Genomic DNA, 25,263 nt, shown 5'->3' with positions numbered 1-25,263 from the left:
TCCAACTCAACGCGATAGCGCGACAATTGAACGAGAGGCCGCGCAAGACGCTCGGCTTCCACACACCCGCTGAGATGTTCAGCGAATGTGTTGCGCTGACCAGTTGAATCCGCCGCCGGGACCGGACATTGAGGACCGTCGCCTGAATCGGATACAACATCCGCATGAACCTCGTCGCAGTGCCAGACCAACGGTCTTCCAAGCACCATGGGCTCGTCATCATCGAGGGCATCATGGGCTCCGGAAAGTCGACGACCATGAAGTTCGTCGCGAAGGCGCTGGAAGATGCAGGCCGGTCGGCACTTGCCGTTCACGAGCGCGCCGACCCGCACCCTGTCCGAGCGACCGATGAGCTCCAGAACTGGTTCGAACCCTGGCCCGAATCCACGGCTGAACAGCTGGCGACTCGAGCAATTTCAAGGTGGCGCTCGTTTGCCGAAGAGTTTCGGCTTGGGCCTGCAGTGCCCGTGCTGGACGGCCAGCTCTTTCACGGCGACCTGACCAATCTCTTCTTGATGGAGGCAAGCTTCGACGAAATCGCGGTGTACTGCGAGCACTTGGCCGGGCTCGTCGAGCCATTGCACCCGCTCGTCGTCTATGGCACCTTCGTTGCAAACGCACGCTGCTTTGCTGCCGAACTGAGGAACGAAAGCGTGTTCAACAGTGACTCTCGGATGTTCGCTTCAGACTCGGTCATATTGGTGTCGATGCGGTGCCGGGACTGATTTCTGGTCGTGGTGACCTCTCACCGCGGCAGCGATTTCTTCATGAAGGCGAGGTAGAAGCCGGGGGCATAGCCGCCGATGCGTCCGTGCTCCTGATAGCCGTGCTTCCAGTAGAACGCGGGCGCTTGCTATTCGAAGGTTTCAAGCTTCGCCTTCTCGGCACCCCACTCGATTGCCTGCCGCTCCGCTTCGGCGAGCGGGCGGCTGCCAAGGCCCGTGCCCGCGCACGTCGGCCTCAACAAAAGCAACTTAATGTTGAGCCAGTTGAGAAACACAAAGCTTCGTAACCCGCCCAGCGATCGGTCGTCTCTGGCGTTGAGCCGAATGCAATGCTGCTCGGGATACTCGCCAACGAAGCGGTATTTGTAATGGCGCAGTTAGCGGCCAAACTCGTCAGAGCGTAGCTCTTCGGACGTGGCTGCGGTGATGACCATGTTCTTGATGCGGGAGGAAGCGTAACGGGGCGGCGGCGCCGACGTCGGCTTCTGGCCGGCTAGCGAAGTCTAGGCGGCACGGCCGATGATGAATTGGGCGGTGGAGAACATCAAGTCAATCCGGGGGCTATGTAGCCGGGCGTTTAGTCGCAGGACCGCCGAGCTCCTAGTACGCCCGAACCGAGGTCGCGTCATCGATTGTGATTAGGCCGCTTGGCCTAAGTATTTGACCCGAACGCATGGTCGACCGCACATACGAGACTCTCCACACCTGGAGGGGTTCGGAATGAAACATCGCTTGACGCCATGGGCCATGGCGCCCGTTTTCCTGTGCGCGCTTGCAGGCTGCGCCAACCTCGATCCGGTCGGCAAGTTCGGCGCATCGGGGGTTGAAGTCGCCAAGGCGTACCGACCTCTGATCAACGAGTACAGCGTCGCCTGTCGTCAGCGCGAGGTTACCAACGCGCTGGGAAGAGACGGTTCATACGACCTACGTGCGGTGAGAGATCGCGCGAAGCAGACCTGCGCACCGGGCGAGGGCCAAAAGAGCACTTTGCTCGAGATCGCGACTGTGGTCGAGGGCTATAGCAATGCTTTAATTTCACTATCTGCGGTGCCGGCCGACGTTTTCGCGGCTGACCTTGATGCAATGAACGGTGCTGCGAAGGCCCTGAAGGTCGGGGGCGCGGACGGGACTGCGCTGGTCAGTGCGGCGCAAGCCGAAGAACTCGAGCTCGTACGGCGCGCCGCTGACAGGCTACTCGAGGACGACCTCATTCCACGATCTGAGGCCCCGCGTGTGCCGGGGAACAGCGTAGGCACTCGTGCGGCCGTTGCCCAAGCGATTCCATTTCGCGCTGCCCAAGAGAGTTACCTGGCGCTCCGCGAGGACGCCATGGCGAGGATCAAGGTAGCCGAAAGCTTCGATGCGGCGGCAGACGAGCTCCTCGCAACGAGTGACAACCTCGCAAAGAACTACGACAAGCTCACCGCGCTCGGCCGCAAAGACGCAGTGAAACTCTTGATAGCAAAGGTCAAGGTCCTTCGTGAGGCACTCAAGGCGCTGTAACCGGAAAGGAAAATCCTTATGACGAGCAATACGCCTCATCGCGCGGCGACGGCAGCGCTGGCAGACCCGCAAACCCCGAATGCTACGAAGGCTGTCGATCCGCGCTTCCAAATCCTATTCCCTCGCGCCAGTGCTGCCGCGAGGCTGGAAACCTCACAGCACCTGGTGGCCGAAGAACTCGACGACCGGATAAAGGCTGACCCCGAGAACGCCGACCGGTCTGCATGGGAGTTGGCGCGTGAGCTCCTCACCAACGCCGCGGAAAATCTTAAGGCGCAGGCGATGGGGCTCCTCGGCGCCGAGTCCGCGGAGGCGATGAAGCAGCTTCGCGAAGTCACAGCCGAGGTGGATAGATCCGTCAGCCAGATCAAGCAAGCCCAACGTGTTCTCGAGATCGGAACGGCGCTGTTGGCCGTTGTTGGTTCGTTCACGGCCGGTGCTCCGCTTCAGGCAATCGCGTCGTTGACTGCGCTCGGGAAGTTGCTTGCAGAGGCGAACGGCGCTCCACCAACGGCAGGGGCGCCAGCGGCTGCGACAACGTAGTGCTACTGGAAGGAGTTCGCATGAGAAGACTCATCATGACGGTCCTCTTGCTTTCGCCGCAGCTCGCGCAACTTGCGTGGGCGCAGTCGTCCACCACCGCGCCCGCTGGCGCCGCACAGAGCGCAACGGCCATGGATCTGAGCGTGCTCTTCGATGCGGTCAAGGCCTACCTGATCCCGCTAGCTGCATCGAGTGCACTGACCGTCGCTCTGCTGGAAGCGTTCAAGAAGCTGTTTTCGATTCGAGGCCGTTTCCACAGGGCCGCTGTAATTCAATGGCTGTCCCAGAAGGAGACGGCTGTACCCAAGGCTCTGCAGGGCGCTTTGTCGCCAGCTTTGCGTGCCCTGCACGGCAATGGCAACTACGGCGTCCGGGCGGAACTCGAAGTCTCTAGTCCGAAGAGCTCCATGGAGCCATACTCGCCGGATCGGGCATATGCGGAGTTCTTCCATCTCACCTCCGGCCAATCGGAGCCCACCGAGCTCAAGCCGCGCGCCGACTGGTTCCACTGGCGAGGAATCGACCGCGCAGTGTTCGAACTCGAAATCGCGCGAATGATGTCGCAGATCCAGGATGCCGCCGATGCGACGCTCAACAACCCGGCCATGTACCAGCATCTTTATCTGTTCTTCACCCGGGGCAGCAGTCCCAAGGACGTCGAGGCGTGGAGTGACTACATGTCGAGCGGAATGGCTGCTGAGCCCGACAAAAAGCAGGCGGAAAGATACGGGCGGATACGGTTGCTTGTCCGGCGCCAACTGGATGCCTTCCAGGGCGTGACATCAAGCCGCTGGGACGAATTGAACCAGTTCTGGGCGATCGTGGTGGGCGCCGTCATTCTGCTGGTCGCCCAACTCATGACCGCAGATCCAGCGGCACCCGGTCTGTCGGGACCGCTTGTCTCCATCGCGATGGGATGGCACGCTGCATGGCAAGGGGAGCATCCGTCCATCACTGCGATTCTGCTGCGCTCCCTGCTTGGAGGCGTGCTCGCTCCGGTGGCGAAGGACATCCTGAATGCGATCGCCAACATCAGGCTGAAGTAGCCTGCCCGTATGTCGCGCTTCGTTGAAGAGAACAAAAACTATGCACCGGCGGTGGCGGTGTCGACGCGACTGGCGCCAGAGGGCGGCAGCGTGGCGAACCCGTGCACGTTCCAATGGAAAGGCCGGCATCCGTTTCCCCAGCGGGAGGTGCTGGTACTGGTGCACGGCTTCGGAAATCACCTCCGGGAGGCCCAGGACAGGTACATGGCGTTCAGATCCGGGCAGGAAACATGGCTGCCCAAAGCTGATGCAGATCGTCTGGAGTCCATGCTCGACGACGCGTTCTGGCCGGGCGACGCCGACTGGGCAGGGCTGCTGGACAGGCTCGACTTCATGGTGTACCCCGCGGCCATCGGGAACGCCGTGGACAGCTCAACAGCGCTCGGCGACTACCTGCTTTCACGCAGCGATGTGCAATCGCTCAACTTCATCGGTCATTCCATGGGCTGCCGGGTGATCCTCGAGACCATCAAGTACATGCAGGGCAAGGAAGGCGAAAAACCCGTGGACAAGGTCTGCCTAATGGCTGCTGCGGTCCCCGTGGAAATGGTGTCGCCACCCAATGGCCTGCTGCTGGACGCCATCCGGACTCCGAAGCACGTTCGCGTCTTTTATTCCCCCGACGACGCCGTGCTGTCGCTCGCCTTTCGCGCCGGGCAAACTCTGCGGGGAGGACAGGAAGGCCGATTCCCCGTCGCGCTGGGTTATGCGGGCGATGCACCCCTGAGCCCGGGCCACGTCGACCGGGAGCTGATCAGCGGTGCAACCCATGGCGACTACTGGGGCACGGAGTCGAATGCATCCAGCACACTGGCCGCGGAGCGAATCACCGAGTTCTTCGGGATCGGCAGGCAATTTCGAACCCTGGGCAGCCAGCCAGCCGCGCCCGTGAGACCGGACCCGCCGCCAAGACAGATCGGCACCCAACGACGGTATGGTCATCCATGAAGGCCTGCTCAAGAGCGAAGCATTAGAGTGCGCCCTAGCGCACCAACGCGTGCGACGCCGCAAGAAGAGGACAAGCTAAAGCAGTATTTCAAGAGGAGCAAGAACACCATGACGAACGCTGCCGACGACGTCTCGAAAGGCCATGCGGGACGCGGATGGAGTCGCGCCGCAACCGTCTTCAAGATTGGAATGAGCTATGTCATTGGAGCGTGTGCACTGGCGTTTGTGCTGCACGCCGCATGGACTCAGGGGGAGGCAGACTACCGAACACTTCAGGTGTTGCTCTGCATACTCGCTGGTGTTCTCGGCTGGATACTCGGACTGTATTTCACGCCCGCAAGTGATTCCGAGAAGAAAGACTTCTCGGAGTACGGCAAAGGCCTCGCCACACTCCTGTCGGGATTCAGCTTAGGAAAGATCGATTCGCTGAGTGAAATGGTTCGCAATGGGCATGCGGGCATCTCCACGTCGCAGATCGTTCTGTGGTTGCTTCTCTTCTTGTCCTCCTTCCTGATCGCAGCACTATTCACCTACATCTCGAGACTCTATGTGCGAGATGCGGCGGATGAGGTGGTCAAACAGAGGGATGCGGCCTACGCCCAGATCAACACCGCACTGGAGAAGCTAAGGTATCTTCGCTGACGCTTGCCGTTCTAGGCATCCTGTCCGGATGTCGGGTGCAATATCAAATTTCACGTCCGCGAACCGACGCGAAGCCGCCTCCATGACAAGCATCGATGCCGTTGTACAAGAAGCCACATTCCGGGTCCGGGTCGCGCTTCAAGCCCCCTTCGCTGCAGCGGAGGTAGCCCGCTACCTCCTCGTGCCCGAGGTCCTGCGGTATTGGCTGGACGGCGATTCTTGGTTGCAGGCCGAGGTCGGCTCGACGGTGAGTCTTCCCGTTGCCGAGGCCGATTCATCACGCCGGATCCGGTACCGGGGCTCGGTGGGCGGCAGAGTACAAAGCCTCGCATGGCCCGCCGCCGCCAGTCACGCGGATGCAGAGGCCGGCACGGTCTATGAACTGGCGGTCGCCCTGGATGCCTCCGATGCTGTGGTGACCTTCAGGTTCAGCACGTGTGCGGAAGGAACCTGCCGCATCCGGATCGATCACAGCGGCCTGAAGAGCGAACTCGAGCAACATGCCAGCGTTCGGGTCTGGCAGGCCGCCCTGAACCGTGTGAACCGCCTCATGTCGAAGGCGCAATGGGCTAGGCGCCACGAACGCCAGGCCGTCATCGTCGTCCACGGGATCGGCGAGCAGCGTCCAGGCCAGATGCTTCGACAGTTCGTAGGAAATATCTTCGAGGACTCAGGCAAGGAACCACACTTCGTCAAGCCGGATCTGGTGTCGTCCTTGTTCGAGATGCACATGGCCACGGTGCCTCGTATCGACGGACGCCGACCGACAACCGATGTCTACGAGTTGTACTGGGCGCACCTGATCCGGGACACCACCGCAGCCCAGGTCTATGGCTGGTTGCTCCGGCTGCTTTTCTCACGCGATGCCACGATCCCGCGGACACTCATCCGTCTGGTCTGGGTGTTCAGGGTCGCGCTTGGCATCGCAGTGGTTTTTGCGGTGTGGTTGATGAACCAGGATATTGATGCATGGCTCAAGGGCTTTGGCATCGGCCTGCTGGCAGCTTTGCCCGCCATCGCCAAGTTTGCGTTCGCGAAACTGCGCGACGAATTCATCCTCGGCTATGCCGGAGATGCCGCCCGCTACCTCGAGCCGCGCGCTGACAACATTGCCCGTCGCCAGGCAATCCGCGAAGCAGGAGCCAAGCTGATCGAGGCGCTGCACGACAAAGGGCGGTACTCGCGCATCATGGTCTACGGGCACAGCCTGGGAAGCGTGATCGCGTACGACATCCTCAGTCACGCCTGGGCCAGACGCTCGCGCAGCCGCAATCCAGTGGAGCATACAAACAGTAGCGCACTCGAGCACCTGGAGAACCTGCTCAATCCACGCGGCGTGCCGGATGAAATGACGTCCGTCGATGCAGTGCAGCCGCTTCAGCATGCCGCGTGGCAGGAATACCAGCGCAACGGATTCCAGTGGAAAGTCAGTGATTTCGTGACCGCCGGATCACCCCTGGCGCACGGCAGCTGGCTTTTGAAGCTGGATGCGGACACGACATTCAGTGACCTGGTGCGCGAGCGTTCGTTTCCAACCTGTCCGCCGCAGACCGAGCCGGTCGCGAGCCCCGTTCCGGGTCAGATCCGCAAGGCGTTTACATTCACCCACGCCTACGACAACGCAGACAACCCGAAGTCAAAGCGCTCGGTCCAGGTGCCGCACCATGGGGGTCTGTTCGCGCTCACGCGCTGGACCAATTTGTATTTCCCGTACCGCGGCCTCTACGACGGCGATCCCGTGGGTGGTCCGGTCGCAGAATGGTTCGGAAGCTGGGTCAAGGATGTCAGGTTACGCGACACCAAGGGATTCGCCCATACCCGGTACACAAGTCGGAATCTGGAACATGACGCGGTCATTCAAGTGCGCTCGGCCCTGAATCTTCCGCTCGAGAGACCCCTCGCCGACTATGCACCTCACGGCCTTCATCCAACGGTGCTGAATTAGGTGCTGCCGGTGCGCCGATGCATCGCGCCAGCGAAGGCGCGAAACAGAAGAGTCTCGACTCGTGGCTACGGCCGGCAGCGACCCAGTGTACGACGATCAAACGCTGGTGGGAACGTGTATGAGCTCGCAGTTGCAGCGCGTTCCGTCTTTGATCGAAGGCGCAGGCGTGGCGGTCCACCGATCAGCCATGTCCAGATCGAGCGCGTCGACGATGGCATCGGCCACGTTGAAACCGCGCCGCGTGGCTTCACGCCATAACCAAAAAGCGCATTGACAACTATGCTGGACGCGCCCTACCTTGCAAGCAGTTGTCGTGCAAACACACATGAACAAATTTGCCGTACCGTTCGTCGAGAGGAAGGAGATCTACCAGTTCTCTTACGACCTTGCGCACAAGGAATATGCCGATATCTGGGAAGCATGGAAGTTGCTCGAGGCCAAAGCGCAGGCCACGCTCGCAACGGCTGGCATCTTCGAAGCCGGAGCCTTCGCTTACATCACGCAGGCCAAGCCCACGGACACGGCCAGCAAAATCATGTTGACGCTGTTGGTGATTGTTCTCGCCGCAGCTGTCGCGTACGGCGTGCAGGCTATCAGGATTCGGGATTTCAACACCCCTTTCCTGAGCAAGCTGCACAAAGACATCCGTGGAACCATCGAAAGATCCCAACCAACTGATTCACTCAGTGACCTGCACGCCCAGTGGCTTATCGAAGCCACGGTCCTCTGCACGGCCGCCAACGACAAACTGCGTCCGAAGCTTGACGAGAAGGGAAAGCGGCTCAAGCGCGCGCTCGGTGCACTACTGATGGCCAGCTTCCTCGTCGTCCCGCTCGTCGCCTGCACGCTCTTCTTTCAGACTGATCCCAAAACGACTGAGCCATCGGTGCCCGAGCAGCAACCGCAAAAGTGATCATCACGGGCCCATCCCAAGCTCCAAGGCGATCTTGGCATCAAGGAACGACCATGAAAGTATGTGCGGCGAAAGGATGCGTACTTGAGGCGGAAAAAGACCGCAGGTACTGCCACCTGCATCTGGAGTCCTCCGGCACAAGCAGGCCTGGCCTGAAGCCCGGGGGGGCCCTCAAGGGGCTGCGGTACTCGAAGTCGGTTGGAGGCAGCGCGCTCGCTGCAAAGAAGCCTGCGGCCAAAAAGATCGCGAAGGCGGCGGCGAAGAAAGCCGCACGAAAAATGGCAGGGAAGCCCTAACACCGGCGCAGCAGCGCCGGCACAACACCGGAGGTGTCATGAAATGCGCACGTGAGGAATGCCACGGCGAAGTGGTACGAGGTCGAAGTTACTGCTTGTGGCATCTCGATACGGAGGGAGCAAGTCGGCCAGCGCTTGAGCGAGATGACCTGTCCATCGTACATTCCCCTGAAGATGGCGAACGACATAGCACAAGGGATGGCGAGGCCCCAACGATCGGTCCTGAAAAATCCGAACAGTGAGCCGTCTGGTCGCCGGCAGGCGTGGATTAACGACGGCCGCGGCGACAGCGAAGGGGGCGGCAACCCGTCGTACGGTCCGAACGTCTGCTTCCGGGCTAAGGCTACTTCCGCTTCGGGCCGAGGCCGTGTGAAAACGCTTCCCCCACTCGCTCTTCAAAAATAAAATGAGATCACCCGTTTCCAGCGAGGTGACCCATGAAGCGATTCATCGAAGGCGCAGACCGACACCAGGTCACGTTGCTGCCGGAATGCCTTGACGACTACGTCGGCGAAAACAACCCGGTGCGCATCGTCGATGCGTTCATCAACGAACTGAATCTAGTCGCCCTCGGCTTCGACGGCGCGGACCCTGCAACCACGGGTCGCCCTGGGTACCACCCCGCGGTCTTGCTCAAGCTGTACATCTACGGCTATCTCAACCGGATCCAGTCCAGTCGCCGGCTGGAACGCGAGACGCAGCGCAATGTCGAACTCATGTGGCTCACCGGCCGCCTGACACCCGACTTCAAGACCATCGCCGACTTCCGCCGCGACAACGGCAAAGGCATCCGCAACGTGTGCCGCAGCTTCATCGTGCTATGCCGGCAAATGAAGCTCTTCTCGCAAGCCGTGGTAGCCATCGACGGCAGCAAGTTCAAAGCCGTCAACAGCCGCGACCGCAACTTCTCGCCGGGCAAGATTGATGCTCGCAAGGAGCAGATCGAGAAAAGCATTCAGCGCTACCTCGACGCACTGGAAACCGCGGACCGCGTCCAGCCCGCTGACCTCGAAGCCAAGACCGATCGCTTGCAGGAGAAGCTTGGCAAGCTGCGCGAACGGATGCGGCAACTTGACGAGACCAAGGAGCAGCTCAAAAGCGAGCCGGGCCAACAGCGCTCGCTGACGGATCCTGATTCGCGCTCGATGCTTCAGTCCGGCAAGAGCACAGGGCTGGTCGGCTACAACGTGCAGACGGCAGTCGAGGGCAAGCACCACCTCATCGTCGCCCACGAGGTCACGAACATCGGCAATGATCGAACTCAGCTCACCAGGATGGCAGTGGCCGCACGCGAGGCCATGGGCAAGACCAAGCTGCAGGCCTTCGCCGACCGCGGCTACTTCAACAGCCTAGAGATCAAGGCCTGCGAGGACACTGGAATCACGGCCTTCGTTCCCAAGCCAATGACCTCCAACGCGAAGGCGCACGGCCGCTTCGGCAAGGCCGACTTCATCTACATCGCAAAGGATGATGAGTACCGGTGCCCTGCCGGTGAGCGAGCCATCTACCGGTTCAGCAGATGGGAGGACAACCTGGACCTTCGCCTCTACTGGCCCAGTGCCTGCCCCGGTTGCGCGCTGAAGGATCGGTGCACGACCTCATCCGCCCGGCGCATTCGCCGCTGGGAGCATGAAGCAGTGATCGATCGTATGCAGCAGCGCTTGGACCGCAAGCCCGATGCGATGACGTTGCGACGCGCGACCATCGAGCATGTATTCGGAACGCTGAAGCACTGGATGGGCTCCACGCACTTCCTGATGAAAAAGATGGAACACGTTGGGGCGGAGATGAGTCTTCACGTGCTTGCCTACAACCTCAAACGGGTGATGAGGATCTTGGGCGTTGCAGGAACAATGCGGGCGATGCGACTGGTGGGGGCTTGAGCCTCTTCTGTGGGGCGTGGCCAGCGTGCAGCGTTCCAAGGGGGCATCAGGCGCGATCAACCGCTTACTGAATGCCCTGCGAGGACCATCGCGCAACACATAACGTGCGTGCCCCGCGTACGTGTGCGCCGAAGGCGTTTACACACAACCTCGGCCCCTAGCCGGCCGTAGCCATCGCCCTAAAGCGGATGGCCCATACATCGGGAGGCTCGCCATGCTTCCGGCTTGATCGGCTAGCACCAGTACCGTGACCGCGCCCACGCCGTCATCGATCAGCGTTGTTGCCAAGCTGTTGATGTGTCGCACGACGCCAGATCAGCACCTGTGCCATCCCACACGAGCGCCGAGGTCCGCCGCCAGGCTGCGACCGCACGAACGGAACATCGCCCGCACTTTCATTCAAGACCAGCGGACATCCGATCGCTAACGTCGGCGACACCAATCCCTGTCATTGAACCCGAGGAGAAACCGCCATGGCTGCATCCACCCACCTGCTCACACCGGAAAACTGCGCACTGGTCCTGATCGATCACCAGGCTGGACTGGCTTTCGGCGTGCAATCGATGGACCGGCAGGTCCTGCTGAACAACACGGTGGCGCTGGCGCGCACGGCCCGGGCGTTCGACCTTCCGATCGTCATCAGCACGTCTGCGACGAAGGTCTACAGCGGGCCGCTGCTGCCCGACATCCAGGCGGAGTTGCCGGCGCACCCCGTCATCGATCGCCGAAGCATGAACGTGTTCGAGGACGAGGCCGTTCTGGCGGCCATCCAGGCCACCGGCCGAAAGAAGCTGCTGTTCTCGGGCATGCTGACCGAGGCGTGCATCAGCTTCGCGGTGCTGAGCGCCCAGGAGGCCGGCTTCGACAGCTACGTCGTCGCCGACACCTGCGGCGGGCTGACCGAGACGGGGCACGAACTGGCGCTGCGCCGCATGCAGGACGGCGGCGCGACGATGACCAGCTGGCTGCAGGTGGTGCTGGAACTGCAGCGCGACTGGACACGCAAGGCCACCTACGATGCCGCGCGCGCCGTGATCGCCCGCAACGGCGGTGGCTACGGGATCGGCTTGAACTATGCGCGGGACATGCTGCCCCGTTAGCCTTCTCGATCCCGGTGGCCCGCCAAGGCAGCCGGCGGGCCGTCAGTCGGCCTCGATCTTCGCGGCCTTCACCACCACGGCCCAGTCTTCCGACTCCTTCTTCACCTTGGCGTCGAGCTGTGCCGGCGTCTGGTAGTCGGCCGTCGCGCCCTGCTCTTCGGCCTTCTTCTGGAAGGCCGGCGTCGACACGACCTTGGCGATGTCCGCGGACAGCTTGTCGACGATCGGCTTCGGGGTCTTGGCCGGCGCATAGACGGCGAACCAGGACGTGGCGTCGAGCTTCGGCAGGCCCGCCTCCGCGGTGGTCGGCACATCGGGCAGGCTGGGCAGCCGGGCCTTGCCCGTGGTCGCGAGCACCCGCAGCTTGCCGCTGTGGATGTGCGGAATGAAGGGCGGCGCGGTGCCGAAGGTGATGTCGACCTGGCCGGCCAGCAGGTCCTGCAGGGCCGGCCCGGTGCCCTTGTACGGGATGTGCGTCATGCGGATGCCGGCCTGCTGCTCGAGCATGGCGCCGGTCGCGTGCTGCAGCGAGCCGTTGCCGGACGACGCGTAGTTCACCTTGCCCGGATTGGCCTTGGCGTAGGCGATGAACTCGGCCATGGTCTTGTACGGCAGGTCGGCCCGTACCACCACGATCTGCGGCGCGGAGATGACGTTGGCCACGGCCGTCAGGTCCTGCGGCCCCCACTGCGGCGTCTGTTTGCTGACCAGCGGCGTGATGACGTGATAGCCCGAGTACTGCATGAGCAGCGTGTAGCCGTCGGCCTCGGCGCGCTTGACCGCAATGGCCGCGATGGCGCCGTTGCCGCCGCCGCGGTTGTCGACCACCACGGTCTGGCCGAGCGTGGTGCCGAGCGGCACGCCGAGCATGCGCGCCGAGATGTCGGTGGTGCCGCCGGCAGCGGTGGGCACCAGCAGCGTAACCGGACGGCTCGGGTAGTTGCCCGGCTGGGCCGATGCGCTGGCGGCGACCACCGCGAGCAGCGCGGCAGCGGCTGCCAACGTGCGACGGCGAGAGAAAGGATGGGAATGCATGAGGAAGTCTCCGTGGCTATAGGTATGGGGTCAGGGATCCGGTCGGTCAACCGCGCGCCACTGCACGCGCGCGCCAGGTCTCGAAATCGGGCGGCGGCGCATGCAGGTCGAGCCGGCGGCCGGCCTTGGCGATCTGGCTCGGCGTGTCGTGGCCGATGAGCGCGGGCAGTCGCCGTGCGGCTTCCAGCAGCACGGCGAGGTCGCAGCCGGTTTCGAAGTCCATCAGTTCGAGCGCATGCACGATCTCTTCGGTGCACACGTTGCCGCTGGCGCCGGGCGCATAGGGGCAGCCGCCGAGGCCACCGAGCGAGGCGTCGAAGCGGTCCGCGCCGGCGTCGATGGACGCCAGCACGTTGGCCAGGCCCATGCCGCGTGTGTTGTGGAAATGCAGGGTCAGCTCGGTGCCCACGAAGCGCTCGCGAAAGCCGTGCGTCAATGCCGCGACCTGGGTCGGGAAGGCCATGCCGGTGGTGTCGCACAGCGTGATGCCGCGGGCGCCGAGCGCGACGAAACGCGCCGCCCAGCCGAGCACCACCTCGGGCGGCACATCGCCTTCCATCGGGCAGCCGAAGGCGCACGACAGCGACACGTTGATGGGCACCTGCGCCTGCTGCGCCAGCGCGACCACCGCGGTCAGCGCAGCGAAGGACTGCTCGCGCGTCATGCGCAGGTTGGCCAGGTTGTGCGTCTCGCTGCACGACATCACGAGGTTCAGCTCGTCGGCCCGCGCCTCGATGGCGCGTTCGGCGCCGCGCAGGTTGGGCACGAGGCAGGTGTAGACAACGCCCGGCGCACGGCGGATCTCGCGCAGCACGATCTCGGCGTCGCGCAGCGCGGGGATGGCCTGCGGCGAGACGAAGGACGTCACCTCGATCTTCGCCAGGCCGGCCGTGGACAGCAGGTCGACCAGCGCGATCTTGTCGGCCGTGGGCACGAAGGCCTGCTCCATCTGCAGGCCGTCGCGCGGGCCGACGTCCTGCAGGTGGATGCGGCGGCGCGCACCCTGCCAGACCGGTGTGTTGGGTGTGTTCATGCCACGATGCCTTTCTCGCGCAAGACCGCGATCTGTGTGTCGGTGAGGCCGGCTTCGCGCAGCACGGCATCGGTGTCGTCGCCGAGCCGCGGCGCCGAAGACCGGATGCTGCCGGGCGTGCCCGACAGCTTGGGCACGATGCCCGGTACGTCCACCGTGTGGCCGTCGCGGGTCTGCTGCGCAAGGATCATGTCGCGCGCCCGGTAGTGCGGGTCCTCGTGGATGTCCTTGGCGGTGTAGACCTTGCCGGCCGGCACCTTGGCCGCGCCCAGCACGTCCAGCACCTCGGCCATGGGCCGCGTGCGCGTCCACTCGCCGATGGCGGCATCGAGTTCCTGCACACGCGCCACGCGGCCGGCATTGCTCTGCAGGTCGGGCGCGCTCGCCAGGTCGGGCCGGCCGATGGTGTCCATCAAGCGGCGGAAGATGCTGTCGCCATTGCCCGCGACGAGCACGTAGCCGTCGGTGCAGGCGTAGGCATTGCTGGGCGCGATGCCCGGCAGCGCACTGCCGGCGGCGTCGCGCACCGCACCGAAGGCGCTGTATTCGGGGATCAGGCTTTCCATCACGTTGAACACCGCCTCGTGCAGCGCCACGTCGATCACCTGGCCCTGCCCGCCATTCACCTTGCGGTGGTAGAGCGCGGTGAGCACGCCGATGGCGCCATGCAGCGCCGCCAGCGTGTCGCCGATGGACACGCCCACGCGCACCGGCACGCGTCCCGGCTCGCCGGTGAGGTGCCGCAGCCCGCCCATCGCCTCACCGATCACGCCGAAGCCAGGCAGGTCGCGGTAGGGGCCGGTCTGGCCGTAGCCGGAGATGCGCAGCATCACCAGGCCCGGGTTGCGCCCGCGCAGTTCGTCCCAGCCCAGGCCCCAGCCTTCGAGCGTGCCGGGGCGGAAGTTCTCGATCAGCACGTCGGCTTCGCCGATGAGCTTGCGCGCGATCTCCTGGCCTTCGGCGCTGCGCAGGTCGAGCGCGATGCTGCGCTTGTTGCGTGACTGCACCTGCCACCAGACGGAGGTGCCGTCCTGCAGCAGCCGCCAATTGCGCAGCGGGTCACCGCTACCCGGTGCCTCGATCTTGATCACCTCGGCGCCGAAATCGCCGAGCGTCTTGCCGCAGAAGGGGCCGGCGATCAGCTGGCCCATCTCGATGATGCGGACGCCGGCGAGTGCGCCGGCATGCGCGGCGGTGGCGGTGGTGTTCATGGTGTTGTCTCTCTCTCTGCGTTCGGCGCCGTCCGGAACGGCAGGCGGCGAACTCGGCACCGATGATCGCCAGGCCGGCCCGGCCTGCAAAGCGCTCATCGACGAGTGCACCATCGCAATCCGCGATGATGGGCGGCTCATGAAGCTCGATCCGATATCCCTGCGCCTCTTCGTCGCGGTCATGGAGACCGGCACCATTGCTGCCGCCGCCGCACGGGAACACATCGCCACGGCCGCGGCCAGCCGGCGCATCAGCGAGCTGGAAGGCGCGCTGTCCGCTGTGCTGTTCGCGCGCAGCAACAAGGGCACCGAGCCGACCGCCGCGGCCTATGCGCTGCTCGGCCTGGCGCGCGGCGTGCTCAACGGGCTGGACGACATCGCCGCGCAGATGCAAGGCTACGCCGACGGCGTGCGTGGTCAGGTGCGCGTGTCGGCCAACATCTCGGCCATCACGCAGTTCCTGCCCCGCGAGCTGCGTGACTTCATGGACCGCTACCCGCGCGTGCAGGTGCATCTGCAGGAGCGCATCAGCACGGCGGTGGCCCGCGAAGTCGCCGAGAACATCGCCGACATCGGCATCCTGAATGCCGGCCACTTCGGCGACGAACGCATCGCGTTGCTGCCCTACCGCGAAGACGAACTGGTGGTCGTGGTACCCAAGGGGCACCCGCTGGCACGCCGCCGCATCGCGCTGCGCGACGCCCTGCCCTGCGACTTCGTGGGCATGCACCCGGGCAGCGCCATCAACAACCGCGTCACGCAAGCGGCGGCCGAAATGGGCCTGCCGCTGAAGACGCGCATGCAGGTGACCGGTTACGACGCGCTGTGCCTGATGGTCGCCAACGGCATGGGCTTCGGCGTGATGCCGCGCGGCAGCGCGGGCCTGTACCTGCGCGCACTGTCCCTGGTGGCCGTGAAGCTCGACGAGCCCTGGGCGCGGCGCGAGCTGGTGCTGTGCGTGCGCCAGGGCAGCGAGTTGCTGCCGGCGACGCGCCTGCTGGTCGAGCACCTGCAGCAACGCCAGGCCGACGAACGGGCGAGGGCCTGTTAACGCTGTTTCCGGCGATCGCGTTGCCCGGTCCTAGTCCATAAGACCAGTCGCGCGCGCGGAGGCGGCTGCCTACACTCGGCGGGCAGCCCGAACACACCCTCGCATGAACGACCGGATCGACGCCATCTACGCGCTCTGGGAAGAGCTGGCGGACTTTCCCATGGGTGAAAGCGATGCGGCGCTGACCCACCTGCTCACGGCACTGTGCGACATGCTCGGCGCCCAGAACGCGCTGTGGTCCGCGCTGGTGCGCCTTCCCACGCCCGTGGCCGGCGACCGGCTCGAAGGCTGGCGACCGCGACTGGTGCGACTGCTGCACCCGGTGCCCGCAGTGGCCGAGTCGATGCAGCAGCAGTTCGACAAGCTCTGGTCGCCCGAAGTCGACCTGTCGCAGATCCTGGCGGTCTCGGGGGACGAGCCCTTCCGCACGCGGCTGCTCTTCGAATCGCTGCCGCCCGAATGGTTCGAAGGCGAGCACTACCGCCGCCACTACCTGGGCATCGGCTTTGCAGACAGCCTCTCCGTGCGCTGGGCCCTGAACGACGACGTGCGGGTGCACCTGTTCCTCTTCCGCAGCGCGGCGGCGCCTCGCTTCACTGCCGCCGACAAGGCGCCGCTGGCCCTGGCGATGCGGGGATTGAAGTGGTTCCTTCGGCGGCAGTTGCTCGGCCACGGCCTGCTGATCGCCAGCACGCCGCTGACCCCGACGGAACGCAAGGTCCTGCTGGCCCTGCTCGACGGCCGGGTGGAAAAACAGATCGCACAGGACCTGGCGCAGAGCCCCAACACCACGCATGTCCATGTGAAATCCATCTACAGCAAGTTCGGCGTGACCAAGCGCTCGGCGCTGACGGCGTTGTGGCTGGGGAGCCTGCGCTAGGGCCTCAAAAGTCTTCCGACGGATCGGGCATCACCACGCCCCAGTCGATGGGCTGGGTATCCGTGGCGATCACGCCGAGCTCGGCGCTATTCGGCGCTGCCGGTGCAGGGCCCTGATGCGCCTTCGACCGCGCCGCTGCGGAAGCGTCGAACGCGTGCCCGACCATCGCCATGTCCCTGCCGATCAGGAGCGCGGCAAGCAGGCAGACAACCACGGTCAGCACAAAGATACGCATCGGACTCTCCAGATTGCAGGACCCCGCCCGCAGGCCTGGGGCGACGAACCGCCGCATGGGATCCTAGGAAAGGCGGGCGCGGTCGGGTATCACCTGGAAAGGTGACGGTGGCCCTGTCGCGCGAAGCCTTCCACCTACAGCACGCGCCGCCCGCCGCCGACAGGTCGAAAACGCCCTGTCGACGACGCTATGGCTGTCATCAACAATGAGGAGCCCTTACGTGAATTCCATCATCTACATCGTCGGTCTGGTCGTGGTCGTGGTCGCCGTCCTGTCTTTCTTCGGACTGCGCTGAACGCACTCCATCGGCGTTCAGTCGATCCGAACGGGGCCGCTTGCGGCCCCGTTTGCCGTTGAAGTGCTCCATCCGGGCGCAGGGAGCGACCGGCAGCGCACGGCATAATTTCCCGCCCGCCGGTGCGCCGCACCGGTGCCGCAGACACAAGGGAAGCCGTTGAACATCGCACCGCGCCCGTCCGCCCTCTCTGGCGCGGTGGTCACCGAAGCCGTCCGGCTCGTCGAAGAAGCCGGCCCCCTGGACGACGCGGCCGCCCTGCGCGAAGCCGCTGTCACCCGCACCACGCTCCCCTCACGCATCGCGCATCGCGCCGACCTGCTCGGCCGGCGCATCGGGCTCGACCATGAACTGGCACGCATGCGCCAATGGGCGCCGTGGGTCGGTGTCGGGCTCGTGCTGCTGATCGTGCTGACCGGGCTGGCCCTGGCCGGCAGCGTGGTGGGCGGCAACGATCGGCGCATCAACATCATGGCGGCGCTGCTGAGCCTGCTGGGTGCGCACCTGCTTACGCTCGCGGCCTGGGTGCTGGGCCTCCTGCTGCCGCTGCGCGCACCGCGGGCCTCCTTCGGATGGCTGTGGATGACGCTGACGGCGCGCGTCGCCGGGGGCCGCCGCGGCCAGGCGCCCGTGCTGATGCGTGCCTTCACGCGGTTGCTGCAGCAGGCCCGCCTGCTGCCCTGGGCGCTGGGGCTGGCGAGCCATGGCATCTGGGCCCTGTCCTTCGTCGTGGTGCTGGGCGCGATGCTGTTCGCGCTGGCTTTCCACCGCTACACGCTGAGTTGGGAAACCACCATCCTCGATCCGCAGTTCTTCCTGCAGGCGGTGCAGGCGCTGGGACGCATTCCCGCCTGGTTCGGCTTCGCCACGCCGGATGCGAGTGCGGTGCTCACGCCACAGCCGAACGACATCGCAGGGCAACGCGCCTGGGCGTGGTGGCTCACCGGCTGCATCGCCGTCTATGGCCTGCTGCCGCGCGTGCTGCTGTTGATGCTGAGCGCGGCGATGTGGCGGCTGCGCAAGCGCGATCTGCAGCCGCTGCTCGACGCACCCTCCTACCGCCAGCTCGCATTGCGCTTCGAGGCGCTGACGCCGGCCGCCATCGTCGACGCCGACCCCGGCGCCACGCGTCTTCCCGCGCCGCCGCGCGCCACCGACACCACGGACGCGTTCGTCGTCGCAGCCTACGAGCTGCCGCCCGAGCACCCCTGGCCGCCGACCGGCTTTCCCGACACCGCCGTCGTGCTGCGCGTCGATGGCAGCGCCGCCGACCGACGCACCCTGCTCGACACCGCCGCCCGCCTGCGCCCGCGCGCCCTGCTGCTGGCCTGCCGCGCCGCCGCCAGCCCCGACCGCGGCACCGAGCGCCTGCTGCGCGAGCTGCTGGCGCACTGCGGTGACTGCCGGCTCTGGCTGGTGCCCGAGATCGACTCGCCCGCACCGTCGAACGACCTCGCCGCGGCCCGCTGGCGGCGCTGGCTGGTCGACGGCGGCCTCGCGCGCATCACGGCGCACGACACCCTGGCGGGCGCGCTGGCAGAAGCGCCGGCCGACACAAGGGCAGGAGGATGAGCATGGACGAGCAGCCCCTGCGCATCGCCGTCGTCGGCCACACCAACGCGGGCAAGACCTCGCTGCTGCGCACGCTCACGCGCCGCGGCGATTTCGGCGAGGTGTCCGACCGGCCCGGCACCACGCGCCACGTCGAGCGCATCGAACTCATGGTGCGCGACCGCGCCGCGGTGCGCTTCTTCGACACGCCCGGCCTGGAAGACGCGGTGAGCCTGCGCGAACACATCGAACGCGACACGGCCGACGTCACGCCGCCCGAACGCATCCGCCGGTTCCTGCAGGGGCCGGAGGCGCACGGCACGTTCGAGCAGGAAGCCAAGGTGCTGCGCGCCCTGCTCGACGTCGATGCCGCGTTCCTCGTGATCGATGCGCGCGAGCCGGTGCTGCCCAAGTACCGCGACGAGATCGAGCTGCTGCGCTCCTGCGCGCGGCCGGTGCTGCCGGTGCTCAACTTCGTGCGCGACCCGGCCAGCCGCGAGGCCGCCTGGAAAGAGCTGCTGGCCGCCTACGGCATGCATGCCGTGGTGCGCTTCGACGCCGCCGCGCCCTTCGTCGGCGCCGAGCGCGACCTGTACCAGGACCTGGTCACGCTGCTGCGCGATCGGCGCCAGGCGCTGGAGGTGGTGGTCGAGTCGCTGGCACGCGAAGCGGCCGAGCGCCGCGATGCGGCCACAGCGCGCATCGCCGAACTCCTGGTCGACGTGGCGGCCCTGCGCCGCCATGTGGCCGCCGCCGACTTCGAGGACGAAGCCCGCCGCGCGCCCTTGGTCGCTGACTTGCGGCAGGCCGTGTTCGACAAGGCGCAGCACTGCGCGTCCGACCTGCTGACGCTCTATCGCTTTCGCGACGGTGACGCCAGCGAGGCGCCGCTGCCGCTGCTCGAGGGCCGCTGGTCGATGGATTTCTTCAGCCCCGAAGCCATGAAGGAGGCCGGCCTGCGCCTGGGCAAGGGCGCAGCCGTCGGCGCCGCCGTGGGCGTGGTGGCCGACCTGGCTGTGGGCGGCCTGTCGCTCGGCGCCGGCGCGGCGCTCGGGGGGGTGATCGGCGGCGCCATCTCGCAGGGCCTCGGCCCGCTCGGCCGCAAGCTCTTCAACACGCTGCGCGATGTGCACGAACTCAGCGTCGACGACGGCGTGCTCTTCGTGCTGGCCGACTGGCAATTGGCCCTGGTGCGCGCCCTCGAGCGGCGCGGCCATGCCGCCACGTCGCGCATCCAGGTCGCACCCGATCGTGGCACCGGCCACACCCAGGCGATCACCGCCGCCGTGCGTGCGACGGCCCCGGCGCGCAGCCACCCCGAATGGGCCCGCTCGCCGGGCCGCCACCGGGTGGACGACGCCCCGCAGCGCCAGCAGGCGGTGGCCGAGACGGCGCGCCAGATCGCCCGCGCCCTCGACGAGGGCGCATGAGCCCCATCGAAGAAACGCACACCGCCCGGCGCACCCCGTACCGGCTGCGGCATGATGGGACTCGCGTGCCGACCGCGGCGCTGTGCCCCTCTTCCTTCGTGCCATGAACATCACCGACGCCGCATTTCTGACCAGCGTCATGGACCTGCTGGTCGACACGGTCTGCGTCGTGAATGCGCAGGGACGCTTCGTCTTCGTGAGCGCCGCCTGCCGCCAGACCTTCGGCTACACGCCGGCCGAAATGATCGGCCAGCCGATGATCGACTTCGTCCACCCGGGCGACCGCGCGCGTACCCTGGCCCGCGTCGACACCATTTACGCCGGGACGCAGGGCCCGCATTTCGAGAACCGCTACGTGCGCAAGGACGGCAGCACGGTGCACATCATGTGGTCGGCGCGCTGGTCGCCCGAGGCCGGCGTGCGGGTGGCCGTGGCGCGGGACGTGACCGAGCGCAAGCGCGCCGAGTCGATGCAGGCCGCGCTCTACGCCGTGTCCGAGGCGGCGCACACCGCCGAAGATCTGCTGGCGCTGTTCCGCCATGTCCACCAGATCGTCGGCGGGCTGCTGCCGGCCGTGAACTTCTTCGTCGCCCTGTATGACAAGGCCGCGGACGCGCTGTCCTTCCCCTACTACGTCGACGCACAGCACGAAGCACCGGCGCCGCGACCGCTCGACTCGGGCACGCTGAGCGCCGAGGTGATCCGCAGCGGCCAGGCCATGCTGCTGCGGGCCGACACCGCGCTGAACCTGCCGCCGCGGGTGAAGCTCGACGTCGGCCGCAATTCGCTCGACTGGCTCGGCGTGCCGCTGCAGACGCAGCAGGGTCCGATCGGCGTGCTGGTGGTGCAGAGCTACACCGGCGACGTGCGCTACACCGAGCGGGACCTGGAACTGCTGCAGTTCGTCTCGACCCAGGTCGCGACCGCCATCGAGCGCAAGCAGATGGACGCGCGGCTGCGCCACATCGCCCGCCACGACCCGCTCACCGACCTGCCCAACCGCACCCTGCTGCACGAACGCATCGAGGCGGCGCTGCAGCGCGCGCGCGACGAGCAGCGCCGGCTGGCGCTGCTGTATGTCGACCTCGACATGTTCAAGGAAGTCAACGACCGTTTCGGCCATTCGGTCGGCGACCTCTTGCTGCAGGAAACCGCGGTGCGCCTGCGCCGCGGCGTGGCGCAGGCCGGCACGGTCGGGCGCATCGGCGGCGACGAATTCCTGGTGCTGCTCGACAGCGACGGCCCGGTCGAACAGACCCTGGCGATCGCGGAATCCCTGCGCTCGCACCTGGGCCAGCCTTTCGCGCTGGCCGACGACATGGTCACCGTGTCGCCCAGCATCGGCATCGCGCTCTACCCGGCGCACGGCGACGACTACCAGCAACTCATCCGCTGCGCCGACGAGGCCATGTACGCAGCCAAGACCTCGGGCGGCAACCGCGTGCGGCTCGCTGGCGACCCGGTGGCGCCGGATTGAACCTACAAGAGGCGGCGGGCAATTGCGCTAAGGTCCGGCACAGCGCTCCGTCGGAATGCGCTCCCTTGTCCCCGAACCATCCCCGACCTCTTTCCGACCTCTTCCCGAGGGACCCCGCCATGTCTTCTTCACCTTCCCAGGCCGCCCCGGTCCGCAAGCATTTCTCGATGCTTCGCGGCTTCCACCTGGCCGACGTCTTCACGCTCGGCAATGCGGCGTGCGGCGTCGGCGCGGTTTTCCTCGCGATGGCCTACATGGCGAGCCAGTCGCTCGAGCAGTTCCTGTGGGCGGCTGCACTCGCGCCCGCGGCCTTCGTGTTCGACGTGTTCGACGGGCGCATCGCGCGTTGGCGCCAGACCCACTCGGCCCTCGGCCGCGAGCTCGACTCGCTGGCCGACGTGATCTCCTTCGGCGTGGCGCCGGCGGCCCTGGCCTTCGCGGCCGGCCTGAACGGCGGCTGGGACTGCGCCGTGCTCATCTACTTCGTCGGCTGCGGGGTGAGCCGCCTCGCGCGCTACAACGTGACGGCCGAAACGCTCTCCGAAGGCGCCGACAAGGTGAAGTACTTCGAGGGCACCCCCATCCCGACCAGCGTGGTGCTGGTCGGCGTGCTGGCCTGGGCCGCCTGGCAGGGTCGTGTGGGCGATGCGGTGTGGGGCGGTGCCTGGGTGGTCGGGCCGTGGACGCTGCACCCGCTGGTGCTGCTGTTCGCGCTGTCGGGCACGCTGATGATCAGCAAGACATTGCGCATCCCCAAGTTCTGAGACGGTCCGCATGAGCACACCCCACTTCACCCAGCAGCACCCGGCCGGCTTCGACGCGCTGGTGCGTCTGGCCGCGGCCGAACCGATCGCGCCCGAGGTCGACCACTTCTACTTCCTGCGCCACGGCCAGACCGGGCGCAATGCCTCTCGCATTTTCCAGGCGGTCGACGAGCCGCTGAGCGAACTGGGCCAGCAGCAGGCCGCGCGGGCGGCCGAGCGCCTGGCCGGCGAGCCGATCCGCACCATCGTCGCCAGCGATTCGCGTCGCGCCTTCGACACCGCCAACACCGTGGCCGAGCGGCTGCGCATCGTGCCGATGCCGCGCGAGGACCTGCGCGAGCGCCACTTCGGCGCGCTCATCGGCACCTCGTCGGTCGACCTCGACTGGGCCTGCGCGCCCGAGGGCGGCGAGACGCTGCAGCAGTTCGTCGACCGCAAGCGCATCGCGCTGCGCTTCGCGCTGGCCCAGCCCGCGCCGGTGCTGGTGGTGGCACACGGCGGCACGCTGTATGTGCTGACCGCGCTGCTCGGCGTGTCGATCGAGCCGGCGGTGCTCGGCAACGCGCAGCCATTGCGTTTCCAGCGCACCGGCACCACATGGCACATCGAACCGCTTTTGGCACGCACGAACGAGGCCGCGTCGCTGGCCTGATCTTTTCCCGGCCTCCTTGGATCACGACAACACGATGGACTTCAAGGACTACTACAAGGTGCTCGGCGTCGAGCGCAGCGCGTCGGACGACGAGGTCCGCAAGGCCTACCGAAAGCTCGCCCGCAAATACCACCCCGACGTCAGCAAGGAAGCCGATGCCGAGCTGAGGATGCGCGACGTCAACGAAGCGAACGACGTGCTGCGCGACAAGGACAAGCGCGCGGCCTACGACGCCTTGGCCGACCGCGTGGCGCGCGGCGGCAGCCCAGAAGGCGACTTCCGCCCACCGCCGGGCTGGGACGAAGGCTTCGAGTTCCACCGCGGTCCGGCCTCGGGCCCGGCCGACCACGCCGAGTTCAGCGACTTCTTCTCCTCCCTCTTCGGCGCCGCCGAGCGCCGCAGCGCCACGCGGCAGAACCACCGCGCGCGCGGCGAGGACCACCACGCCGCCATCGAGATTTCGCTGGAAGACGCCTTGAATGGCGCCGAGCGCGAGATCACGCTGCGCGGCATCGAGACCGGTGCCGATGGCCAGCCCGAGCTCAAGACCCGCACGCTGAGCGTGACGATCCCCCCCGGCATGCACCCGGGCCAGTACATCCGGCTTGCCAAGCAAGGCATGCCGGGCCACGGCGGCGAACCGGCGGGCGACCTGTACCTGGAGGTGCGGATCGCGCCGCACCCGCGCTACCGCGTCGAGGGGCGCGACCTGCACATGACGCTGCCCGTGACGCCCAGCGAAGCCGCGCTCGGCGCGCAGGTCGAGGTGCCCACGCCCACCGGCGGCACGGTCGAGCTGACCGTGCCGGCCAAGGCGCGCAACGGCCTCAAGCTGCGGCTCAAGGGCCGGGGCCTGGGCGGCAAACCATCCGGCGACCTGTACCTGCTGCTGGAGATCGTGCTGCCACCGGCCGACAGCGACGCGGTGCGTCAGGCTTACGAACAGCTGGCTGCCGCCAGCATCGCCTTCAACCCTCGCCGTCACCTGGGAGCGTGATGACCATGGCCGCTGTTTCCGTCACCACCACCGCGCTGGGCCTGGCCCACCCGCTGGCCGCGCACGAATTGGCGCACGCCTGCGGCGCCGAGATCGAATGGGTCGTTCAACTGGTCGAGGTCGGTATCGTCGAGCTGTCTGCGCCGTCGCTGCGGCCCGACGACTGGCGCTTCCAGAGCACCGACCTGCAGCAGGCGCTGGCCGCCCGCCGGCTGGAGCGCGACTTCGGCGTCGGGCTCGACGCTGCCGCGCTGATCCTCGACCTGCAGCGAGAGGTGCGGCGCCTCAAGGCGGTGCTGCACGCCCAGGGCCTGTCGCCGGGGCATTGAGCGGCTGGCCTTGCACGGGCATGGCCGATCGGGTGGGGTCGACACGGGCTGCTGCCCTACGTGTCGGGCGCGACGCGAGGACTACAAAGGTTCACTAGATTCACACTCCGGAGAACCCCCATGGCCACGCGCCCCGCAACCAAATCTGAAACCCTGAGCGACACCCAGAAGCAGCAACCGAGCGCGGTCGCGCCCGACCTCGACCAACCAAGCCACGAGACGCAGAAGTTCGGCGAGATCGTCAAGCTGCCGAACGGCCTGTCGGAGAAGGTCTGCAAGGACAGCGTCGCGCTGTTGAACCAGTGCCTGGCGGACACCATCACGCTGCGCGACATGTACAAGAAGCACCACTGGCAGGTGGTCGGCCCGACCTTCAACCAGCTGCACCTGATGTACGACCAGCACTTCGAGGCGCAAGTGCTGATCGTCGACATCCTCGCCGAACGCATCCAGTTGCTCGGCGGCATCGCACTGGCCATGGCGGGGGACATCGCCGAGACCACCAAGATCAAGCGCCCGCCCCGCGGTCGCGAGCCGGCGGCGGTCCAGATCCGTCGTCTGGCCGAGGCCCACGAGCACATCATCATCGAAGCGCGCAAGGCGGCCAAGGCGGTCGACGAGGCGGGCGACGACGGCAGCAACGACGTGTTCGTCAGCAACGTGCTGCGCACCAACGAGCTGCAGGTGTGGTTCCTTACCGAGCATCTGGTCGCCGCCTCGCCGGTGAGCGCCTGACCCTCGTCCGATCACCCACCCACGGGTCGCCATTGCCCGGCGGG

Annotated in this window: 24 protein-coding genes; 20 read left to right on the top strand and 4 right to left on the bottom strand. The window is 66.2% G+C overall.

The window, feature by feature from the left end; all coding sequences use genetic code 11:
- Positions 1-164 precede the first annotated feature (164 nt).
- From ACSFA2_RS25210 to ACSFA2_RS25165, 10 genes are all read left to right on the top strand, one after another.
- Entirely contained in the window at positions 165-725 is a 561-nt protein-coding gene (locus ACSFA2_RS25210) for a P-loop NTPase family protein (RefSeq protein WP_435458074.1), read from the top strand.
- A 747-nt stretch (positions 726-1,472) separates the two neighbouring features.
- Positions 1,473-2,228, top strand: a complete 756-nt coding sequence (locus ACSFA2_RS25205; RefSeq protein ID WP_435458073.1) for a hypothetical protein — start codon at positions 1,473-1,475, stop codon at positions 2,226-2,228.
- A gap of 18 nt (positions 2,229-2,246) precedes the next feature.
- Positions 2,247-2,771: a molybdopterin-binding domain-containing protein gene (locus ACSFA2_RS25200; protein WP_435458072.1), complete on the top strand. Its 525-nt coding sequence runs from the start codon at positions 2,247-2,249 to the stop codon at positions 2,769-2,771.
- A gap of 20 nt (positions 2,772-2,791) precedes the next feature.
- Complete coding sequence (locus tag ACSFA2_RS25195) at positions 2,792-3,817, top strand: hypothetical protein (protein ID WP_435458071.1); 1,026 nt, start codon at positions 2,792-2,794, stop codon at positions 3,815-3,817.
- A gap of 9 nt (positions 3,818-3,826) precedes the next feature.
- Entirely contained in the window at positions 3,827-4,765 is a 939-nt protein-coding gene (locus ACSFA2_RS25190; protein ID WP_435458070.1) for a DUF726 domain-containing protein, read from the top strand.
- Between the two features lie 108 nt (positions 4,766-4,873).
- Positions 4,874-5,407 carry a hypothetical protein gene (locus ACSFA2_RS25185; protein WP_435458069.1) on the top strand — a complete coding sequence of 178 codons (534 nt, stop codon included), beginning with the start codon at positions 4,874-4,876 and terminating at the stop codon, positions 5,405-5,407.
- A gap of 82 nt (positions 5,408-5,489) precedes the next feature.
- Positions 5,490-7,352: a hypothetical protein gene (locus tag ACSFA2_RS25180; protein WP_435458068.1), complete on the top strand. Its 1,863-nt coding sequence runs from the start codon at positions 5,490-5,492 to the stop codon at positions 7,350-7,352.
- A 325-nt stretch (positions 7,353-7,677) separates the two neighbouring features.
- Positions 7,678-8,265, top strand: coding sequence for a hypothetical protein (locus ACSFA2_RS25175; protein ID WP_435458067.1), 588 nt, complete (start codon positions 7,678-7,680; stop codon positions 8,263-8,265).
- A 733-nt stretch (positions 8,266-8,998) separates the two neighbouring features.
- A complete protein-coding gene (locus tag ACSFA2_RS25170) occupies positions 8,999-10,444 on the top strand; it encodes an IS1182 family transposase (RefSeq protein WP_435458066.1) in 1,446 nt (481 codons plus the stop codon).
- A gap of 473 nt (positions 10,445-10,917) precedes the next feature.
- A complete protein-coding gene (locus ACSFA2_RS25165) occupies positions 10,918-11,544 on the top strand; it encodes a hydrolase (protein ID WP_435458065.1) in 627 nt (208 codons plus the stop codon).
- 42 nt (positions 11,545-11,586) lie between these two features.
- On the opposite strand, the gene ACSFA2_RS25160 is transcribed toward ACSFA2_RS25165, so the two are convergent.
- The 3 genes from ACSFA2_RS25160 to ACSFA2_RS25150 are packed head-to-tail and all read right to left on the bottom strand — an operon-like array spanning position 11,587 to position 14,823.
- The gene (locus ACSFA2_RS25160; protein ID WP_435458064.1) at positions 11,587-12,579 is read right to left on the bottom strand and encodes a Bug family tripartite tricarboxylate transporter substrate binding protein; all 993 of its coding nucleotides are present in this window, start codon (positions 12,577-12,579) and stop codon (positions 11,587-11,589) included.
- A 46-nt stretch (positions 12,580-12,625) separates the two neighbouring features.
- Positions 12,626-13,612, bottom strand: a complete 987-nt coding sequence (locus tag ACSFA2_RS25155; protein WP_435458063.1) for a hydroxymethylglutaryl-CoA lyase — start codon at positions 13,610-13,612, stop codon at positions 12,626-12,628.
- A complete protein-coding gene (locus tag ACSFA2_RS25150) occupies positions 13,609-14,823 on the bottom strand; it encodes a CaiB/BaiF CoA transferase family protein (protein WP_435458062.1) in 1,215 nt (404 codons plus the stop codon). Before ACSFA2_RS25150 ends, ACSFA2_RS25155 begins: the two co-directional genes overlap by 4 nt.
- A 139-nt stretch (positions 14,824-14,962) precedes the next feature.
- On the opposite strand from ACSFA2_RS25150, the gene ACSFA2_RS25145 reads away from it, so the two are divergent.
- On the top strand, positions 14,963-15,874 hold the full coding sequence (locus ACSFA2_RS25145; protein WP_435458061.1) for a LysR family transcriptional regulator: 912 nt from the start codon (positions 14,963-14,965) through the stop codon (positions 15,872-15,874).
- A gap of 103 nt (positions 15,875-15,977) precedes the next feature.
- Positions 15,978-16,754 carry a helix-turn-helix transcriptional regulator gene (locus ACSFA2_RS25140; RefSeq protein WP_435458060.1) on the top strand — a complete coding sequence of 259 codons (777 nt, stop codon included), beginning with the start codon at positions 15,978-15,980 and terminating at the stop codon, positions 16,752-16,754.
- 4 nt (positions 16,755-16,758) lie between these two features.
- On the opposite strand, the gene ACSFA2_RS25135 is transcribed toward ACSFA2_RS25140, so the two are convergent.
- Complete coding sequence (locus ACSFA2_RS25135) at positions 16,759-16,989, bottom strand: hypothetical protein (RefSeq protein WP_435458059.1); 231 nt, start codon at positions 16,987-16,989, stop codon at positions 16,759-16,761.
- 454 nt (positions 16,990-17,443) lie between these two features.
- On the opposite strand from ACSFA2_RS25135, the gene ACSFA2_RS25130 reads away from it, so the two are divergent.
- The 8 genes from ACSFA2_RS25130 (at position 17,444) to ACSFA2_RS25095 (ending at position 25,219) form a co-directional block, all read left to right on the top strand.
- Entirely contained in the window at positions 17,444-18,856 is a 1,413-nt protein-coding gene (locus tag ACSFA2_RS25130) for a DUF2868 domain-containing protein (protein WP_435458058.1), read from the top strand.
- A 2-nt stretch (positions 18,857-18,858) separates the two neighbouring features.
- Positions 18,859-20,265 carry a GTPase/DUF3482 domain-containing protein gene (locus ACSFA2_RS25125; protein ID WP_435458057.1) on the top strand — a complete coding sequence of 469 codons (1,407 nt, stop codon included), beginning with the start codon at positions 18,859-18,861 and terminating at the stop codon, positions 20,263-20,265.
- Between the two features lie 103 nt (positions 20,266-20,368).
- Complete coding sequence (locus ACSFA2_RS25120) at positions 20,369-21,742, top strand: sensor domain-containing protein (RefSeq protein ID WP_435458056.1); 1,374 nt, start codon at positions 20,369-20,371, stop codon at positions 21,740-21,742.
- Positions 21,743-21,861: 119 nt separating this feature from the next.
- Positions 21,862-22,506 carry a CDP-alcohol phosphatidyltransferase family protein gene (locus tag ACSFA2_RS25115; protein WP_435458055.1) on the top strand — a complete coding sequence of 215 codons (645 nt, stop codon included), beginning with the start codon at positions 21,862-21,864 and terminating at the stop codon, positions 22,504-22,506.
- 10 nt (positions 22,507-22,516) lie between these two features.
- Positions 22,517-23,158, top strand: coding sequence for a histidine phosphatase family protein (locus ACSFA2_RS25110; RefSeq protein WP_435458054.1), 642 nt, complete (start codon positions 22,517-22,519; stop codon positions 23,156-23,158).
- A 34-nt stretch (positions 23,159-23,192) separates the two neighbouring features.
- Positions 23,193-24,155: a DnaJ C-terminal domain-containing protein gene (locus ACSFA2_RS25105; RefSeq protein ID WP_435458076.1), complete on the top strand. Its 963-nt coding sequence runs from the start codon at positions 23,193-23,195 to the stop codon at positions 24,153-24,155.
- 5 nt (positions 24,156-24,160) lie between these two features.
- A complete protein-coding gene (locus tag ACSFA2_RS25100; RefSeq protein WP_435458053.1) occupies positions 24,161-24,484 on the top strand; it encodes a chaperone modulator CbpM in 324 nt (107 codons plus the stop codon).
- A 120-nt stretch (positions 24,485-24,604) separates the two neighbouring features.
- On the top strand, positions 24,605-25,219 hold the full coding sequence (locus ACSFA2_RS25095) for a Dps family protein (protein ID WP_435458052.1): 615 nt from the start codon (positions 24,605-24,607) through the stop codon (positions 25,217-25,219).
- The last annotated feature ends 44 nt before the right edge of the window (positions 25,220-25,263 follow it).

Source organism: Variovorax cryoconiti, assembly GCF_051216395.1.
In the GTDB taxonomy this organism is placed as follows: Bacteria; Pseudomonadota; Gammaproteobacteria; order Burkholderiales; family Burkholderiaceae_C; genus Variovorax.
Note: the sequence above shows the minus strand (reverse complement) of the source record. Positions and strands in the feature narration are given on the sequence as shown.